Origin of the sequence: Trinickia fusca (assembly GCF_003628145.1) — a bacterium.
Taxonomy (GTDB): domain Bacteria; phylum Pseudomonadota; class Gammaproteobacteria; order Burkholderiales; family Burkholderiaceae; genus Trinickia; species Trinickia fusca.
This window is the reverse complement of the sequence record NZ_RBZV01000012.1, coordinates 14,420-32,257: the sequence shown is the minus strand read 5'-3', so window position 1 is coordinate 32,257 and position 17,838 is coordinate 14,420. Positions and strand designations below refer to the sequence as shown.

Here is a 17,838-nt window from a genome sequence, read left to right as displayed (position 1 = left end):
CGACATGAACCCTTTGAACGATCCTTTTCCGAGCCGACATGGGGCGTTCGCGACGCCCGACAGCGATAGTGCGCCGGTCGCGCGTGACGATGTTCGTGGGTTCGCCGAACGTGAGCCCGGCCCAGCGAGTACGGCCGCGATGCTCGAGGTGGCCGACGACCGTAATCCGCTGGTGGCGGCGGCCAACGCTTTACTCAATCTCGTGCCGCAGATCCGCTATACCGTGCATCATCCGAACCCAGGCTGGCTGCGCGAGCATCTGGCCTCGCAGGTGCGCGAATTCGAGGCGCGCGCGCAGCAGGCAGGCGTGCATGCCGAGGAAGTCGGTGCCGCGCGTTACTGCCTGTGCACGGCGCTCGATGAGGCGGCGGCGCTGACGCCTTGGGGCGGGGCGGCCAATTGGTCGTCCGACAGCCTGCTCGTCGCGTTTCACAACGAGACATGGGGGGGCGAGAAGTTCTTCGAGGTGCTCGATCGGTTGATGCAGCGGCCGCATGAGCATCTGCCGCTGCTCGAGCTGCTTTATTACTGTCTCGCGCTCGGCTTCGAAGGGCGCTATCGCGTGCTCGACAACGGGCGCGCGCAACTCGACGAGTTGCGGCAGCGCCTGGCGCGCACGATCCGTAACGTGCGCGGCGAGTTCGACGTTGCGCTCTCGCCGCACTGGCGTGACGAGATGGTCGCGCATGATGGTCCGCGACGACTCATCGTCCCGATGTGGGCATGCGCGGCGATTGCGGCCGTCCTCGGCTTCGGCATCTTCGTCGCGCTCGATCTGACGCTGGCCGCACGCTCCGATCGCGCGTTCGCGATGATCGATCGCTTGCCCATTCCCAAGCTGCAGCAGCAGGCCCCCGAGCCACAAGCGGTGCACGTGCCGGCCGCACCGCGTCTCGCGGGCTTTCTCGAGCCGGAGATTCGCGCGGGGCTGGTCGAGGTGCACGATGCGGCGGACCGCAGCGTGGTCGTGTTGCGTGGCGACGGTTTGTTCGAATCGGGCTCGACCTCGATCCTCGATCGCTACGAACCGGTGCTCGCGCGCGTGGCCGATGCGCTCGAACGCGTGCCCGGCAACATCGTTGTAGCGGGCTACACCGACAACGTTCCCGTGCACACGGCGCGCTTCCCCTCGAACTGGAATCTGTCGCTCGAACGGGCGCAGTCGGTCGGGCGATTGCTCGCGGCGCGCCTCAGCGACCCTGGCCGCCTGCGGGCGGAGGGCCGTGCGCAAAGCGACCCGGTCGCACCGAACGATACGCCAGCCAACCGCGCACGCAACCGACGCGTCGAGATCACGCTGTTGGCCGCGCCTGCGCCGAGCGCCACCTTGGCGCCAGGGGCCGCACAATGAGCGCCGCCCTCGGGTTCGCGACGCGCTTCATGCGCCTGCTCGTCGATCGGCGCATCTGGATCGTCGTCGGTCTGCTTGCTTTGGCGGCGGCGATCTGGCTGATCGGGCCGCTCGTGGCGATCGGCATCTACCGCCCGCTCGACAGCGTGGGCGCGCGGCTGCTTGTGATCCTGCTGATCGTCGCGATCTGGGCCGCGCGCGTCGCCTATCTGCGCTGGCGTGCGGCGCGCATGAACGCGCAATTGCTGTCACAGCTGCGCGGTGCGGCGCCCGACACGATACAACCGGAAAGCGAGGAAGCGCCACACGTGCAGGAGTTGCGCAACCGTTTCGACGAGGCCGCGCGCTTGTTGAAGACGGCACGGCTCGGCAACGTCGATGCCCGTGGCGGGCCTGGGCGCTGGTTCGAACGCCTGACGCGTCAGTATCTGTATCAGCTGCCGTGGTACGTGTTCATCGGCGCGCCGGGCTCGGGCAAGACGACGGCGCTCGTGAATTCAGGGCTCAGCTTCCCGCTTGCCGAACAATTCGGCCGCGCGGCGATTCGCGGCGTGGGGGGCACGCGTCATTGCGACTGGTGGTTCACGAACGAGGCCGTGCTGATCGATACGGCGGGCCGCTATGCGACGCACGAGAGCAATCGCGCGCTCGACGAAGATGAATGGAAGGGCTTCCTCGGGCTCCTCAAGCGATATCGTGGCCGGCAGCCGCTCAACGGTGCGCTGTTGACGATCAGCGTGTCGGATCTGCTCGGCACCTCGGAGGTCGAGCGCACCGAACATGCGATGGCGTTGCGCAAGCGCCTGCAGGAACTGCGAACCGAGCTCGGCATCCAGTTTCCCGTGTATGTACTGGTCACGAAAGCGGACCTGCTGGCGGGCTTTTCGGAGTATTTCGCCAGCCTGGGCCGTGCAGAGCGCACGCAGGTGTGGGGCTTCACGTTCGCACTGCGCGAAGCGGGCGCAGCCGGTTTCGATCTGCGTGCCGCGTTCGATCGCGAGTATCGCCTGCTGCATCGGCGCTTGAACGATTCGCTGCCGGAGCTGCTAGCCGCCGAACCCGACGCGTATCGGCGCGACCTGATCTACTCGCTGCCGCAGCAGTTTGCGGGACTGCACGACGTGCTCGGCCAGTTCGTCGAGCAGGTGTTCTCGCGCTCGAAGTTCGATTCGATGCCGCTCCTGCGCGGTGTCTATCTGACCAGCGGCACGCAGGAGGGGACGGTCTTCGACCGCGTGATGGGTGGCATGAAGCGATTTCTGCGGATCGACCCCGTGCCGCCCGTTGCGCAGGCGGCACCTGGCGGGAAGAGTTTTTTCCTGAGGGCCTTGTTGCAGGATCTGATCTTCAACGAAGCGGCGTTGGCCGGCACCGATTTGCGCTGGTATCAGCGCCGGCGCGTGATTGCCACGTCCAGCTATGCGGTGCTCGCCGTACTCGGGATCGTGCTGCTCTTCGGCTGGTTCGGCAGCTACTGGCGCAATCGCGCCTACGTCAACGAAGTGGCCTCACGTGTGCCCGTCATCGACCAGCAGCTGCGACAGGTGACGATCACCGATGCGGACAACATCGCGCACGTGCTGCCCGTGCTCGATGCGATACGCAATATCGCGTCGACAGGAAACCTCGATCCTCAAAGCCCGGCGATGCGCTACCGCTGGGGACTGTTTCAAGGCGACAAGTTGCAGGCGGCGGCCGACAACGTCTATCACCGCGCGCTCGACGAACTGCTGCTGCCGCTTGCCGCGCGCAAGCTGGAGACGGCACTGCGCAACGCGCCCGCGAATGATCCTGCGTACGCGTATCAGGCGTTGAAGGCGTACCTGATGTTGTACGACAGCGCGCATTACGACCCGGTCTTCATCCAGGCCGTGCTCGATCTCGAGAACGGGCCGTCGCTGCCCGCGAACTTCACGCCGGCTCAACGTAACGCGTTGCGCGGACACGTCGCGGCACTGTTCGCGGATCGGGTCGTGCTGTCGCCGTTTGCTCGCGACGAAGCACTCGTGGCTGGCGTGCGCGATGCGCTGCTGCGGCTCACGTTTGCGCAGCGACTTTATGTGCAGCTCACGCGCACGCTGCGTCCGGCCGCCGCGCAGTATGAGGTCGACGCGTCGCACATGGCCGGGACGGCGGCTTCGCTCGTGTTTCGCCGCCAAAGCGGGGCGAGCCTCAACGCCGGCGTGCCGGGGCTTTACACCTATGACGGGTACTGGAACGTGTTCGATCGGCGCGTCGACCAGGCCGTCGATCTGTTCGGCCACGAGGAGGTGTGGGTGCTCGGCCTCAAGGAGTCGGCGGTGCCGACGGCGGCGGCCGCCACGACGCTGGCGAACAACGTGCGCGCGCTGTACTTCGACGACTACATCAAAGTGTGGGACGACTATCTGAGCGATCTGCGCCTGCAAGACACGAGCGCGCTGCCGCAGGCCATGCAGATTGCGCGTGTGCTGTCGTCGCACGATTCTCCGTTGCTGCGCTTTGCCGACGCGCTGGCGCACCAGGTCACGCTCGTGCCAGGCGGCGACTCGGCGCATGGTCTTGCGGCGCGCGCGCAGGACAAGGTCAACAGCGCGCGTGAATCGTTGGCCCAGATCTTCGGCGAGCAGCAGGCTGCGAGCGCGGTCTCGGCGACCGACGCGAACGAACCCGAGTCGGTCGTCGATGCCCACTTTGCCGGTGTGCGCCAGCTCACGCAACATGAAGCGTCCGAGGCGGGCTCGCCGATGAGCGACGTGGTCAAACAGATCGACGCCGTCTACACGTATCTGAACGCGGCCGATTCGGCCTTGCGCAGCGGGGCGACGCCGCCGCCCTCCGATGCGCCCGACCGGTTGCGCGCCGAGGCGGGCCGCATGCCGGTGCCGTTCCGGCAGATGCTCGACGATCTCGGCAACGCCGCTCAGGGCAGTGTGTTGCGCGTGATGGACCGTAACCTCGCGCAAAGCGCATCGGCCAACATCGGCGAGTTCTGCCGGCAGGCGATCGTGGGACGCTATCCGTTCGCGCGGGCGTCCGCGCTCGACGTCACGCCCGGCGACTTCGCACGCCTGTTCGCGCCGGGCGGCATGATGGACGACTTCTTCCAGAAGAACCTGCAGGCCCATGTCGACACGAGCGTACAACCCTGGCGCTTCAACGGCGTGGGCAGTGCGCCGTTTCTAGCCTCGTTCGAGAACGCTGCCGTCATTCGTGACACGTTCTTTGGCGGTGGTGCGCATGATCCGTCGATCAAAGTGGAGATCCGGCCACTCGACATGGACCCGGGACTCTCGGAGTGGGTACTCGACGTCGACGGTCAAGTCGTGCGCTATGCGCACGGGCCACAGGCGCCCATCACCGTGCGCTGGCCGGGGCCTGGCGGCACGAATCAGGTGCGGTTGCAAATCACCGAGCTTTCCGGGGCCACCGACGGGTTCGTCGTGACGGGCCCATGGGCGTTGTTGCGTCTGTTCGATCGGGCATCGATGGCGGCGGGCCGTGCGTCGGAGCAGATGGTGGCGGGCTTTTCGCTCGATCACAAATCGTTCGCGATGCAGGTGACGGCCGATTCGGTGCGTAACCCATTGCGGCTTCCCCAACTGGAGGCGTTCTCGTGTCCGGCGAAATCGTGAACGGCGCGTGCGCGAGCGTGCAGCGGACTCTGCCCGTGTGGTACGGCAAGCTGCCAGGGGCGGGCGACTTCGTCAATCGACGCATGCCGCGCGCGCTGGCGCAGGCATGGGAGCAATGGTTTGCGCTGGGTATGGCTGAGCTGCACGAAGCGCGGCGCGAGGCGTTCGTGCAAGCCTATTTGCAGGCGCCCGTGTGGGACTTCGCCATGCCGGCCGGGGCGGATGCGGGCTGGGTGCAGTTCGGCTGCCTTGCACCGAGCCGCGATCGTGTGGGCCGCCATTACCCGCTCGTCGTGGCCGATGCCATGACCGCCGCCGACTATTCGCCGCGTTCAGGCGGCCTTGCGGGTGCGAGGCTGGGGCCGATGCGCGAGGCACTGACCGAAGCGATCGAGCGGGCGCACGGGCCCGAGCAATTCGACTCGGTGCTGGCCGAGCAAGTCGCACTGGGGCACGCACCATCGGCAGCGCCGCCCGTGCCAGGATGGCCGAACTTGTTGGAGTACTTCGATCCGCACGGGACGACGAGTTTCTGGTGGACGCGCGAGGCCGGATCGGCGCCGGCGCGCACCGAAGTCCACACGGGCAGGCTCGACGGCGCGCTGTTCAGGCGCTTGTTCGGCGAGCGGGCGCAGCAACGATTCGAGTAGGTGAGCCGGCGATGTGGCGCATCGTACCGCGCGTCGATCGCACGAGGATACGGAGGGTAAGCAGATGACGGAATCGCGATTCGCGGAAGGCGAGACGAGCGCCGATCGCGACGCCAGCGACCCTATCCGGCCGTTGCCGAACGGGCACCGGCTCGGCGAGTTTCAGCTCGACTCGGTGCTTGGCATCGGCGGCTTCGGTATCGTCTATCGCGCGTTCGATCGCAAGTTGCAGCGCGCGGTTGCGGTGAAAGAGTACATGCCGGCGATGCTGGCTGCGCGGGCAGGCGACTACACGGTCGCGCTGCGCTCGCCACGTTTCTCGGAGGCGTTCGAGGCCGGGCGTGCCGCGTTCCTCAACGAAGCGCGGCTGCTCGCGCAGTTCGATCACCCGGGCTTGCTGAAGGTGCTGCACTTCTGGGAGAGTCATGGCACCGCTTATATGGTGATGCCGTTCTACGAGGGACAGACGCTGAAGCAGCTCGCGGCCAAAGGCCTGCATATGGGCGAACCCGAGCTGCTGGCGATGCTGGCTGCCCTGCTCGGTGCACTGGATGTGCTGCATCGGGCGCAATGCTTTCATCGCGACATCGCGCTCGACAACATTCTCGTGCAGCCGGGCGGCAAGCCGGTGCTGCTGGACTTCGGTGCGGCGCGCAAGCTGATCGGCGACATCGTCGACGAGACTGCGATGATGCTCAAGCCCGGCTATGCGCCGATCGAGCAGTACACCGACGATCCGGCGTTCCGTCAAGGGCCTTGGACCGACATCTATGCGCTGGGTGCGGTCATGCATGCCTTGCTCACGGGCGAGGTGCCGCCGGCCGCTGTCGTGCGCAGCATCCAGGATCAGTACCGGCCGCTCGCCACGCGCGCACTGCCTGGCGAGATGCGCTTCAGCCCGAGGGTGCTGGCCGCGATCGATAAGGCGCTCGCGTTGCGCATCGAGGATCGGCCCGATTCGGTGGCGGCGTTTGCCCAGCTGTTGGGCCTGCACGAGGCCGCGCCGGGCGTGTTCGTGGTGGCTGATCGTCATGGTGAGCCAACGGATGGCGAGCGTCAGGCTGCGGCGTCTTCATCGTCGTCTTCGTCGACTCGATTGGCTGACGCGGCCCCGCGTGCACAGGCGGAACCACAGTCGGAACCGGTGGCGGAGCGATCGGGTGCCGTTCAAGCGAGCGGCACGCGTGATGAGCGCGTTCAGCGTGATGCGCTTGCTTCATCAACGGCACGCGATGGCGTGGCGGCCCAGGTAGGGGCGGCACAGCCATCCGCTGTGCACCAGACCACGCATCAGACCAACGACTCCACGGCAGATCGCACGACGCCCACGGTCCATGCCGCCGCCGCTGCCGCGGCTCAGTCGACGATCGCTGACGAAGATGCGCTGCGTACGCGCGCGGCCCCTGCGTCATGGGTGCAGGACCTCTTCACGGCTAGCCCCTGGAAGACGATCGGCGTGCCGGCACTTGTCGTCGGCGTGGTGGTGTTGGTCGGTGTCGCGTTGCTGCATCTCGTGATACGGCCGTTCTCACCTGTGCCCACGCCCACGCCCGCGCAGCTTGCGGCCAACGGTAGCGGTAGTGGAACGGCTCAGCTTGCTTCACCCACCGTACCTGTTACGCCACAACCGCCAGCCGTCTCCGGTGTGGTCAACGCTGCACAGGCACCAGCGGCGTCCGTGTCGACCACAGCACTTGCGACGCCACCCGTGAATCAACCTGCTGTCGTGGCATCTCCTCCGATGACGACACCTGGGCAGAGCGCCCAGAGCACACAGGTCGCGCCAGCCGTGCAGCAGGCATCTAATGCACCGTCGGCGATGCAATCCGCGCCGACGACAGCGGTCGTCGCGCCGACCCCGCCTGTCGCGTCGCCAAGGCCAGTGCAGCAGCAACCGCAGCAACCACCGCCGCTCGCCGAGCGTCGTATCGCCAGCGCGAACGACTTGTCTCGTGGCGCGTCGAGCGCGGCCGCACAACTTGCGCAAACCCAACCGACAGCAGACGCGATGCAGCCGGTCCCGGTGCGGCTTCATGTCTATCCATGGGGCGAGGTGTACGTCGACGGGGTCAAGCGTGGCGTAACGCCGCCGTTCATGCGCATGAGCCTGTTGCCGGGCACCTATCACATCGAGATCCGCAACGGCGCGCTGACGCCGCTGCGTCGCACCGTGCGCATCGAAGCGGGCAGTCAGCCGATCGACATCACCTACACGTTCGAATGAATGCGAGGCCGAAGATGAGCCACGATTGGCAATGCGGAGGCAACGATAAGGAGCGCAGCAGATGCCGATGATCGAAGCGATGCTTGCGCCGATAGCCGATGATGCGCCCTGCGGTCCCGACCTCGAATATGACGAGGATTTTTTGCAGCTGCAGCAGAGCGCGGAGGGACGGCCCGAGGAGCAGTACGGCACGACGGTCATCGCGGCGCAGCCACCCGATTGGGCGCGTGTCGAAGCGCTTGCCGCCAGTCTCTTTACGCGCACGAAGGACTTGCGCGTGCTGGTCGAGTTGGCACGCGCATGGACGCGCTCGTGTGGCTTGCCAGGCTATGCCGATGCGCTGCGGCTCGCCGCGGCGCTGGTGAGCCGGTATTGGGATGGCTTGCATCCACGGCTCGACATCGACGGCGTGCATGATCCGATGCCGCGTATCAATGCGCTGGTGGAACTCATCGGGCCGCAAGGGGGCGCTCGCATGGCGCGCGATTGCGTGTTGATCGGGGCACTGACGGTGAAAGACGCCGGTGATGTGCTCGAAGGTCGCGAGCCCGTTGCCGATAGCGGTGCGCGCTATGTTGGTGGGCGCGATTCACTCGCCCATGAACTGCGAACGGCATTCGACGCACACGATGACAACGTGTGCGCGGCATTCGATGCGCACGATGCGTTGAGGACAGTCCGCGCGATGGTGCGCGAGCACCTTGGCGACGAATGGTCGCTCGAGACGAGCGGATTCGAGCGCTGCCTGATCGCCGTGAAGGGCGCGCTCGATGCGACGCGACCGGCTGTCGAGGTCGAAGCAGCCGATGCCACCAGGATTCGCGATGCCGTCGATGCGGCGACGAACCCTTTGCCCGCGAGCGACATGCCTCGTGCGTCGTCAAACGGCTCGTCAAACGGCTCGGCAAACGGCTCGGCAAACGGCTCGGCATGGCGCGACATGCAGATATCGAGTCGTGCCGACGTCGACCTGGGCCTCGAAAAGATGTGCCGTTACTTCGAAGAACACGAGCCGAGCCACCCGGCGCCGATGTTCCTGCGCCGGGCACAGCGTCTGCTCAAGCTGAACTTCTACGAAATCATCCGCGACATCGCGCCCGACAGCCTGCCACAGCTCGACGTGCTGAGCGGTCGCGGCCTCGAGGGCGCAGACGCCGGCGAACGGCGTTCGACGGAATCCCCGTAAGACGAGAGGCGCACGTTTCGTGCGCGAGGAGCGAATCGACATGCCAAGTTACAAGTCATCGACGAGCGGCCAGAAGTTCATTGCACGCAACCGGGCGCCGCGCGTGCAGATCGAATACGACGTCGAGCTGTATGGATCGGAGCGCAAGGTGCAGTTGCCGTTCGTCATGGGCGTGCTCGCCGACCTGGCCGGCAACCGGGCTGATGCGTTGCCCGACTTGAGCGAGCGCAAGTTCATGGAAATCGACGTCGACAACTTCGACGACCGCATGAAGTCGATCAACCCCACGCTATCGCTGGAGGTGCCGAATACGTTGAGCGGCGACGGCAAGCTGCAGGTGGAGATGTCGCTGCGCAGCATGGACGACTTTTCGCCTACGGCCATCGCGCGCAACATCGAGCCGCTGCGGCGGCTGCTCCAGGCGCGCACGGAGCTTGCCAATCTGCTGTCGTACATCGACGGCAAGCGCGGCGCCGAAGCGCTGCTGGCCAAAGCGCTCGCCGATCCGGCTCTGCTGGCGGCGCTTTCGCGAGGCGTGATGGCCGAAACGGGCGCATCGCGCGACGGCGATGGCAACGGCAACGGCGGCGCAACGCACGGAGGTGCAGATGAATAGGCTCGAAGGGCAAGACGTCAAAGGCGATGCGCCGCTCCCCGTGAACGTGCTGGCGAGCGACGAATTCACGGCGCTGCTGAACAAAGAGATCAAACCGAAGACGGAGCAGGCGCGCGAGGCGGTGCAGCACGCCGTGCAGACGCTCGCGCACCAGGCGCTCGAACATGCGGTGACGGTGTCGAGCGACGCTTATGACACCGTGCGTCAGCTGATCGCCGAAATCGACCGCAAGCTCAGCGGGCAGATCAACGAGATCCTCCATCACGACGAGTTCCAGCGTCTCGAAGGCTCATGGCGCGGGCTGCAGTATCTGGTCAACAACACGGAGACCGACGAGATGCTGAAAATCCGTGTGATGCCCGCGAGCAAGAAGGAAGTGGCGCGCATGCTCAAGCGTCACAAAGGCGTCGCGTGGGATCAGAGTCCGCTGTTCAAGAAGGTCTACGAGGAGGAGTACGGGCAGCTCGGTGGCGAACCGTTCGGTTGTCTCGTTGGCGATTACTACTTCGACCATAGCCCGCCCGACGTCGAGATGTTGCGCGAGCTCTCGAAGATCGCGTCGGCCGCGCATGCGCCGTTCATCGGCGGGGTGTCGTCGGCGCTGATGCAGATGGACTCGTGGCAGGAGCTGGGCAATCCGCGCGATCTGACGAAGATCTTTCAGAACACCGAATACGCGGCATGGCGCAGCGTGCGCGAAGCCGAGGATTCGCGCTACGTGGGCCTCGCGATGCCGCGCTTTCTGGCACGGTTGCCCTATGGCGCGCGTACCGATCCCGTCGACGAGTTCGACTTCGAGGAGCAAACCGACGGCGAGCGTCACGACCGTTACACGTGGTCGAACGCGGCCTACGCGATGGCGGCCAACGTCAACCGCTCGTTCAAGCTGTACGGCTGGTGCTCGGCGATTCGCGGCGTGGAGTCGGGTGGGGCGGTCGAGAATCTGCCGTGTCACACGTTTCCGACCGACGACGGCGGCGTCGACCTCAAATGCCCGACCGAGATCGCGATCAGCGACAGGCGCGAGGCGGAGCTCGCGAAGAACGGCCTGATCCCGTTGATTCATCGCAAGAATTCCGACGTGGCCGCGTTCATCGGCGCACAGTCTCTGTTCCAGGCCGGCGAATACGACGACCCGGACGCGACGGCCAATGCCAGGCTGTCGGCCCGCCTGCCGTATCTGTTCGCGTGCAGCCGCTTCGCGCATTACCTCAAGTGCATCGTGCGCGACAAGATCGGGGCGTTCGAGGAGCGCAGCGACATGGAGCGCTGGCTCAACGACTGGATCATGAACTACGTCGATGGCGACCCGGCCAACTCGTCGCAGGAGACGAAAGCGCGCAAGCCGCTTGCGGCGGCGCAGGTCGTCGTCGATGAAATCGAGGACAACCCCGGCTATTACGCGGCGAAATTCTTCCTGCGGCCTCACTACCAGCTCGAAGGGCTGACGGTGTCGCTGCGGCTCGTCTCGAGGCTGCCTTCGCTGAAGGCCGAGGACAGGTGAACCGTGGTTTCTATCTGAAACGGAGGGCGCTATGGGCGTGGCGATGTTCATGAAGGTGGATGGCACGACGGGCGAGTCGGCCGACTCGCAGCATACGGGCTGGACCGACATCCAGTCGTTCTCGTGGGGCGCGGCGCAGCCGGCCGCGATGGCAAGCGGTGGCGGCGGCAATGCCGGCAAGGCCAATTTCAGCGATCTGGTCGTGACGGCATACATGGACAAGGCGACGCCAGCCATCATGAAGCATTGCGCAAGCGGCAAGCACTTGTCGAAGGTCGAGATATCGTCATGCAAGACGGGGGGCAAGCAGATCGAGTTCTCGCGTGTGACGCTCGAGGAAGTCATCGTGACGCTTGCGCAGATCGCCGGTTCCGACGGGGGCGATGCGACCGATCGCCTTGTCATGCAGTACGGCTTTCAGGCCGCACGCGTGAAGAAACAGTACTGGGAGCAGACCGAGAGCGGCGGCAAGGGCGCCGAGGTCCAGATGGGCTGGGACATCAAGAAGAACACCGAGATGTAGCGGATGGCGCTCATGTCCACGGCAACCTACGGCACAGGTAAAGGCAACGGCACCAGCACCGGCAGCGCGCGCGGCGAGGCGCGTCGCGTGCGCGAACGGCTGCAGCCTGCATTGCTCGATCGCTTGACCGATGCCGCGCCGCAGTCGCGCAGCGAGCTGGACTCGTCGCAGTGGATCGACGCGGCGCGGTTGCGCGAAGCCGTGTTGCGCGATCTGGCCTGGCTGCTCAACACCACGTGTGCGCTCGACACCTCGAACGAGGCCCACTATCCCGAGGCCGCGCGCTCGGTCGTCAACTACGGCATCGCGCCGCTGGCCGGTTCGTGCATGTCGGAGATCGACCCGGTGCAGCTCGAAGAGACGCTCAAGCAGGCGATCGTGCGTTTCGAGCCGCGGTTGCTGCCTGCGAGCGTCGATGTGCGCTACGTGGACGAAGCGGCACAAGGCGGGCGCTACAACGTGCTGACGTTCGAAATCGCGGGCACGCTGTGGTGCGCGCCGTATCCGCTGCCGATTCTCGTGCGGACGGATCTCGACCTCGAATCGGGTGTCGCATCGCTACGCCCGCTTGGGGAGCGCTAAGCGATGGAGACGCGCTTTCTCGACTACTACAACCGCGAGCTGGCTTACATGCGCGAGCTTGGCACCGAGTTCGCGCGCGAGTTTCCGAAGGTGGCGGGGCGGTTGGGCATGCATGGCATCGACGTCGCGGACCCTTACGTCGAGCGTCTGCTCGAAGGGTTCTGCTTTCTGACGGCACGCGTGCAGCTGAAGATGGATGCCGAGTTTCCGCGCTTTTCGCAACGTCTGCTCGAGATCGTCTATCCGAATCATCTGGCGCCGATGCCGTCGATGGGCGTCGTGCAGTTTCATGTCGACATGCGTGCGGGTACGTTGGCCCAGGGTTTTGTCGTGCCGGCCGGAACGAACCTGCGCGGCGAGGCGCGCGGCAATTCTCCGACACCTTGCGAGTTTCGTACCGCCCATGAGGTCACGCTGTGGCCGCTTGCATTGCTCGATGCGCGCATGACGGCGACACCGCCCGACTGGCCGCCGCCGCATGCGGGACGAGCGGCGCGTGCGCGCGGCGTGCTGCGCATACGGCTGGGCGCGCAGGGTGGCATACCGTTGGCGCAGTTGCCACTCGAGCGTCTGGTCTTTCATGTGACGGCATCGGAGCCGCATGCGACACGGCTGCTCGAACTCGTGACGGCACATTGCGCGGGCGTGGCCTGCCGCGATCCGGCAGACGGCCGCTGGCTCTCATGGGTCGATGCCGATGCAGGCGCGATCGCTCATGAAGGATTCGGCGCCGATCAGGCGATGTTACCGTTTGATGCGCGTATCTTCGACGGCTATCGGATTCTGCACGAGTACTTCGCGTTTCCGGCGCGCTATTTGTTCTTCAGCATCGCGGGGCTGCGCAAGGCGATCGGCGCCGTGCGCGGCAGTGAAGTCGAACTGGTGCTGCCGTTCGATACGCACGATGCGGTGCTCGAGCGTAACGTCGACGCGAATTCGTTGGCGCTCCATTGCACGCCTGTCGTCAATCTGTTCGACAAGCGGACCGACCGCATCGCCGTGACGCCTGGTAGTGCCGATTACCGGCTCGTCGTCGATCGCACGCGTGCGCTCGATTACGAGGTGTATGCGGTCAAGCGCGTGATCGGCCATCGCGTCGGCGCCGGCGGCGATTGTGTGTTTCGGCCGTTCTACGCCTCGATGGCAGACGACGAGGCCGACTTCGGCGCTTACTATTCGCTGCGGCGCGAACCGCGCCTCGTGCCGGTGCATGGGGCGTCCCATGGCGCGCGTCAAAACACACGATCGAGCTATGCGGGTACGGATGTGTACGTCTCGCTCGTCGATCGTCGACACGCACCGTTCGACGAAAGCATCGAGTTGCTATCGGCCGATACGCTATGCACGAATCGCGACTTGCCGCTGACGATGCCGCTGAGCGGCGCTAGCGATCTGACCGCGAAGCTGTCGGCACCGATCGAGCGCGTCAAGATCGTGCGAGGGCCGACGCGCCCGCGTCCGCCGCTCGCGCACGATCAGGCGACCTGGCAGTTGATCGGCCATCTCGGCCTCAACTATCAGGCGTTGGACGGCATCGACGACGAAGCGGCCGCCCATGCGTTGCGCGAGGTGCTGGGCATTTATGCCGACTCGGCCGATGCCGCGACGCTCGCTCAGATTCGCGCGATCAGACGGCTTGCCTGTGCGCCGATCTTCGAACGCGTGCCACAGCCGGGGCCAATCGTATTTGGACGTGGCGTGCGTGTATCGATGACCGTCGACGAACAGGCGTTCGCGGGCGACAGTCCTTATCTGCTCGGCGCCGTGCTCGAACAGTTCTTCGCGCGCCATGCATCGATCAATGCGTTCACGAAGTTCGCGCTGTGTTCGCCGCAGCGTGGCGAGATCGCCGTATGGCCCGCACGCATCGGGCGCAGGCCTGCTCTATGAACACGCGCGACCCGGTTCCTTCAGCGCCGGCCTCGCGATACGACGCGTACTGGACGCGCCTGAGCGAAGCCACGTCGCAACACGACCTGTTTCATGTGCTGCGCTGGCTCGATGCGTTGAGCGGTGCAAACGCGCTGATCGGCCGGGCGTCGCATCCGCGTGAGGAGCCGGTGCGGCTCGGGCAGGAGCCGTCGCTGTGTTTCGCACCGTCGCTGGTCGCGACCGCTGCGGCGCAGACGAGGCCGGGGGTGCCTGCACGCGTGACGATCCATGGCCTCGGCTTGTTCGGCCCGAACGGACCGCTGCCGCATCATTTGACCGAACACGCGCGCGAGCGCGCAAAGACGTTCGGCGATGCCACGCTCACGGCGTTCGCCGACATTTTTCATCATCGCTTGATCGCGCTGTTCTATCGCGCGTGGGCCGATGCGCAGGTCGTCGTCGATCACGATCGGCCAGGCCCGGCGCGCATCGATGCTTACATCGCGAATCTCATCGGCAAGACAGCGGTCGGCAGCGAAGGCGAGGGGCGACTGACGCGCCACACGCTGTACTTCCATGCGGGCCACTGGGTCAGGCAAACGCGCAATCCTTCCGGGCTCGCACACATGCTGAGTGCCGATTTCGGTGTGCCGGCACGCATCGAGGAGCACATCGTGCACTGGATGCGCGTCGACGAGCGAGCGCGTACGACGCTTAACGCTTGTGGGCCGCATGCGCGTCTCGGTGCGGGGGCGATGCTCGGGCGTGCCGTGCGTGACGCGCAATCGCGCTTTCGCATCGTGCTCGGGCCGATGTCGCATGCACGCTATTGCTCATTCTTGCCCGGCGGCAAGCATGCACGACGTCTCGCGCAGTGGGCGCGCGAATACGTCGGTGCCGAATTCGCATGGGAAGTCCAGCTCGAGCTGGCCGCCGACGAAGTGCCTCGTCATGCACTCGGCGGCACTGAGCGCCTCGGGCAATCGATGTGGCTCGGAAAGCGGATGAGCCGCGAACCGGCGCGCGACCTGCGCCTCGATCTCGTCGCGCGCGGCGAACGCGCGCGCTTTGCACGGTAGACGACCATGTCCGATATCAGTCGCGCCACCTTGTTCGGCAAGCTCGATGCGCAGCTTTACGAAGCGCTCGAACAGGCCACGGGCTTTTGCAAACTGCGAGGCAACCCCTATGTCGAGCTCGCGCATTGGTTGAATCGGCTCTTCGAGCAGCCCGACAACGATTTGCGGCGCATCGTCGAGCATTTCGACATCGCGCCCGATCGGTTGACACGCGACATTCTGGCGGCACTCGATGCGCTGCCGCGCGGCGCAGGGTCCGTGACGGACTTTTCGGCGCATATCGACGAAGCAGTCGAGCGCGCCTGGCTCTACGCGACGCTCAAGTATGGGGCGGCGCGTATTCGCGGCGCGGCGCTCCTGCTCGGCATCGTCAAGACACCGACGCTGCGGAACGTGCTGCACGGCATTTCGCGCGAGTTTCAACGAATCATGCCCGATACGCTCGCCGACGAGCTCGAACGCATCGTGGCGGGTTCCCCCGAGGACGCGCAGACGCTGCATGAAACGTCTGCGGTGACGGCGAGCGATGCGGCCGTATCCGGCGATTCCGCGCTGGCCCGTTATGGTGTCGACCTGACCGCGCGCGCACGTGCGGGCGAAATCGATCCGGTCACGGGCCGCGACGACGAGATTCGTCAGCTCATCGACATCCTGCTGCGGCGCAGGCAGAACAATCCGCTGCTGACGGGCGAGGCCGGCGTCGGCAAGACGGCCGTCGTCGAAGGTTTCGCACTGCGCGTGGCGAACGGCGACGTACCGCCCGCCCTGGCCGATATCCGTCTCGTGCTGCTCGACATCGGCTTGTTGCAGGCCGGGGCCAGCGTGCGCGGCGAGTTCGAGGCGCGCTTGCGTCAGGTCATCGACGAAGTCACGTCGAGCGCACAGCCGATCGTGCTGTTCATCGACGAGGTGCATGTGCTGGTCGGCGCGGGCGGCAGCGCGGGGACGGGCGACGCGGCGAATCTGCTCAAACCCGCGCTGGCACGCGGGCTGCTCCGTACGATTGGCGCGACCACGTGGACCGAGTACAAGAAGTACATCGAAAAGGACCCGGCATTGTCGCGGCGGTTCGAAGTCGTGCAGGTGCACGAGCCTGACGAAGCGCGTGCACTCGGCATGCTGCGCGGTCTCGCGGGCAAGCTCGAGCAGCATCATGGCGTGCTCGTGCTCGACGAAGCGCTCACGGCGGCGGTCACGCTTTCGCATCGCTTCATCCCTGCGCGGCAGTTGCCCGATAAGGCGGTGGGCCTGCTCGATACGGCGTGTGCGCGGGTGGCGGTCAGTCAGCACGGCGTGCCGGCCGCCATCGACGATGCCCGCCACCGCATCGAGGCACTCGATACCGAACGTGCGCTGACCGAGCGCGAATGCATGCTCGGCGGCGCCGAGCGCGCGCAGCTCGACGTGATCGACGAAGCGATGGCAACACAGCGCGCCGAACTCGAATCGCTCGAAGCGCGCTGGCGAGCCGAACGCGAGCTCATCGAACGCATCGGCGCCTTGCGCAAGCAGTTGGTTGAACGGGCCTCGGATCGACCCGACGAGGTACAGCTCGCGGAGCTCGATGGTCTGCTCGAATCGCTGAGCGCGTTGCAAGGAGAGAAGCCACTGGTGCTGCATGCCGTCGACGCGCAGGCCGTGGCCTCGGTCGTCGCCGATTGGACCGGCATTCCCGTCGGCAGGATGTTGAAGGACGAAGCCGAGGCTGTGCTCAATCTCACCGGCACGCTGGCGACACGCGTGCTGGGCCAGCCGTTCGCACTCGAGACGATCGCCAACCGCATCCAGACCGCGCGCGCCCGTCTCGTCGATCCGGGCAAGCCGGTCGGCGTGTTCCTGCTATGTGGGCCATCGGGCGTCGGCAAGACCGAAACGGCGCTGACGCTTGCCGAAACCCTCTATGGCGGCGAGCGCAACCTGATCTCGATCAACATGAGCGAATTCCAGGAAGCGCATACGGTATCGTCGCTGAAGGGCGCGCCGCCCGGCTATGTGGGCTACGGCGAGGGCGGCGTGCTGACGGAGGCGGTGCGCCGCCGGCCCTATAGCGTCGTGCTGCTCGACGAAATCGAAAAGGCGCACGCCGATGTGCACGAGATGTTCTTCCAGGTGTTCGACAAAGGCTGGATGGAAGACGGCGAGGGGCGCTACATCAACTTCCGCAACACCGTCATCATCCTGACCTCGAACGTGGGCTCGGAACTGATCGCGCGTGCCTGCCGCGATGCGACTGAACTGCCCGAGCCGATTGAGCTCGTCGAGATGTTGCACGCCGCGCTGTTGCGCGTGTTTCCGGCCGCGCTGATCGGGCGACTGACGATCGTGCCGTATTACCCGCTGTCGGACGCGATGCTCGCGCGTATCGTCGAGCTGCAATTCGAGCGTATTCGTGCACGCGTCGACGCGCATCACGGCGCAGCGCTGTCGTACGACGACGATGCCGTGCGGCTGATTCTCGAACGCGCGAACGCAACCGAATCGGGAGCGCGCGTCATCGATGCCATCCTGACCAATACCGTGTTGCCGCGTATCAGCCGCGAATTGCTCGGCGCAGCGCAAGGCGCTCGGCGCATCTCGGCGATTCGCGTGGGCGCTCGCGACGGCGACTTCGTCTTCGATTTCGACAACTGACGAGGA

12 protein-coding genes are annotated in these 17,838 nt (G+C 65.7%); all 12 read left to right on the top strand.

The features are described from left to right. Window positions 1-4: 4 nt before the first annotated feature. The 12 genes from D7S89_RS21845 (at window position 5) to tssH (ending at window position 17,832) form a co-directional block, all read left to right on the top strand. On the top strand, window positions 5-1,351 hold the full coding sequence (locus D7S89_RS21845; RefSeq protein ID WP_121280957.1) for a DotU family type VI secretion system protein: 1,347 nt from the start codon (window positions 5-7) through the stop codon (window positions 1,349-1,351). Then, the gene (tssM, locus tag D7S89_RS21840; RefSeq protein ID WP_121280956.1) at window positions 1,348-4,965 is read left to right on the top strand and encodes a type VI secretion system membrane subunit TssM; all 3,618 of its coding nucleotides are present in this window, start codon (window positions 1,348-1,350) and stop codon (window positions 4,963-4,965) included. Before D7S89_RS21845 ends, tssM begins: the two co-directional genes overlap by 4 nt. After that, on the top strand, window positions 4,947-5,615 hold the full coding sequence (gene tagF / locus D7S89_RS21835; RefSeq protein ID WP_245983132.1) for a type VI secretion system-associated protein TagF: 669 nt from the start codon (window positions 4,947-4,949) through the stop codon (window positions 5,613-5,615). The genes tssM and tagF overlap by 19 nt, the downstream gene beginning before the upstream one ends. Window positions 5,616-5,679: 64 nt before the next feature. Then, entirely contained in the window at window positions 5,680-7,839 is a 2,160-nt protein-coding gene (locus tag D7S89_RS21830) for a serine/threonine protein kinase (RefSeq protein WP_121281064.1), read from the top strand. 61 nt (window positions 7,840-7,900) lie between these two features. Continuing rightward, the gene (tssA, locus tag D7S89_RS21825) at window positions 7,901-9,025 is read left to right on the top strand and encodes a type VI secretion system protein TssA (RefSeq protein ID WP_245983130.1); all 1,125 of its coding nucleotides are present in this window, start codon (window positions 7,901-7,903) and stop codon (window positions 9,023-9,025) included. A gap of 40 nt (window positions 9,026-9,065) precedes the next feature. Further along, window positions 9,066-9,641 (top strand): type VI secretion system contractile sheath small subunit, encoded by a 576-nt coding sequence (gene tssB / locus D7S89_RS21820; protein WP_121280955.1) that lies wholly within the window; start codon window positions 9,066-9,068, stop codon window positions 9,639-9,641. Beyond that, window positions 9,634-11,145 (top strand): type VI secretion system contractile sheath large subunit, encoded by a 1,512-nt coding sequence (gene tssC / locus D7S89_RS21815; RefSeq protein ID WP_121281062.1) that lies wholly within the window; start codon window positions 9,634-9,636, stop codon window positions 11,143-11,145. The genes tssB and tssC overlap by 8 nt, the downstream gene beginning before the upstream one ends. 31 nt (window positions 11,146-11,176) lie before the next feature. Continuing rightward, on the top strand, window positions 11,177-11,668 hold the full coding sequence (locus D7S89_RS21810) for an Hcp family type VI secretion system effector (RefSeq protein WP_121280954.1): 492 nt from the start codon (window positions 11,177-11,179) through the stop codon (window positions 11,666-11,668). Window positions 11,669-11,680: 12 nt separating this feature from the next. Continuing rightward, on the top strand, window positions 11,681-12,250 hold the full coding sequence (gene tssE, locus D7S89_RS21805) for a type VI secretion system baseplate subunit TssE (protein ID WP_121281061.1): 570 nt from the start codon (window positions 11,681-11,683) through the stop codon (window positions 12,248-12,250). A 3-nt stretch (window positions 12,251-12,253) separates the two neighbouring features. Continuing rightward, window positions 12,254-14,140 carry a type VI secretion system baseplate subunit TssF gene (tssF, locus tag D7S89_RS21800; protein ID WP_121280953.1) on the top strand — a complete coding sequence of 629 codons (1,887 nt, stop codon included), beginning with the start codon at window positions 12,254-12,256 and terminating at the stop codon, window positions 14,138-14,140. Further along, entirely contained in the window at window positions 14,137-15,201 is a 1,065-nt protein-coding gene (tssG, locus tag D7S89_RS21795) for a type VI secretion system baseplate subunit TssG (protein WP_121280952.1), read from the top strand. Before tssF ends, tssG begins: the two co-directional genes overlap by 4 nt. Before the next feature lie 6 nt (window positions 15,202-15,207). Next, a complete protein-coding gene (tssH, locus tag D7S89_RS21790) occupies window positions 15,208-17,832 on the top strand; it encodes a type VI secretion system ATPase TssH (protein WP_121280951.1) in 2,625 nt (874 codons plus the stop codon). The last annotated feature ends 6 nt before the right edge of the window (window positions 17,833-17,838 follow it).

Bases quoted from the DNA above. Each gene is read 5' to 3' on its own strand.
- D7S89_RS21845 (WP_121280957.1), top strand. From the start codon at position 5: ATGAACCCTTTGAACGATCCTTTTCCGAGCCGACATGGGGCGTTCGCG.
- tssM (WP_121280956.1), top strand. From the start codon at position 1,348: ATGAGCGCCGCCCTCGGGTTCGCGACGCGCTTCATGCGCCTGCTCGTC.
- D7S89_RS21830 (WP_121281064.1), top strand. From the start codon at position 5,680: ATGACGGAATCGCGATTCGCGGAAGGCGAGACGAGCGCCGATCGCGAC.
- tssA (WP_245983130.1), top strand. From the start codon at position 7,901: ATGCCGATGATCGAAGCGATGCTTGCGCCGATAGCCGATGATGCGCCC.
- tssB (WP_121280955.1), top strand. From the start codon at position 9,066: ATGCCAAGTTACAAGTCATCGACGAGCGGCCAGAAGTTCATTGCACGC.
- tssC (WP_121281062.1), top strand. From the start codon at position 9,634: ATGAATAGGCTCGAAGGGCAAGACGTCAAAGGCGATGCGCCGCTCCCC.
- D7S89_RS21810 (WP_121280954.1), top strand. From the start codon at position 11,177: ATGGGCGTGGCGATGTTCATGAAGGTGGATGGCACGACGGGCGAGTCG.
- tssE (WP_121281061.1), top strand. From the start codon at position 11,681: ATGTCCACGGCAACCTACGGCACAGGTAAAGGCAACGGCACCAGCACC.
- tssF (WP_121280953.1), top strand. From the start codon at position 12,254: ATGGAGACGCGCTTTCTCGACTACTACAACCGCGAGCTGGCTTACATG.
- tssG (WP_121280952.1), top strand. From the start codon at position 14,137: ATGAACACGCGCGACCCGGTTCCTTCAGCGCCGGCCTCGCGATACGAC.
- tssH (WP_121280951.1), top strand. From the start codon at position 15,208: ATGTCCGATATCAGTCGCGCCACCTTGTTCGGCAAGCTCGATGCGCAG.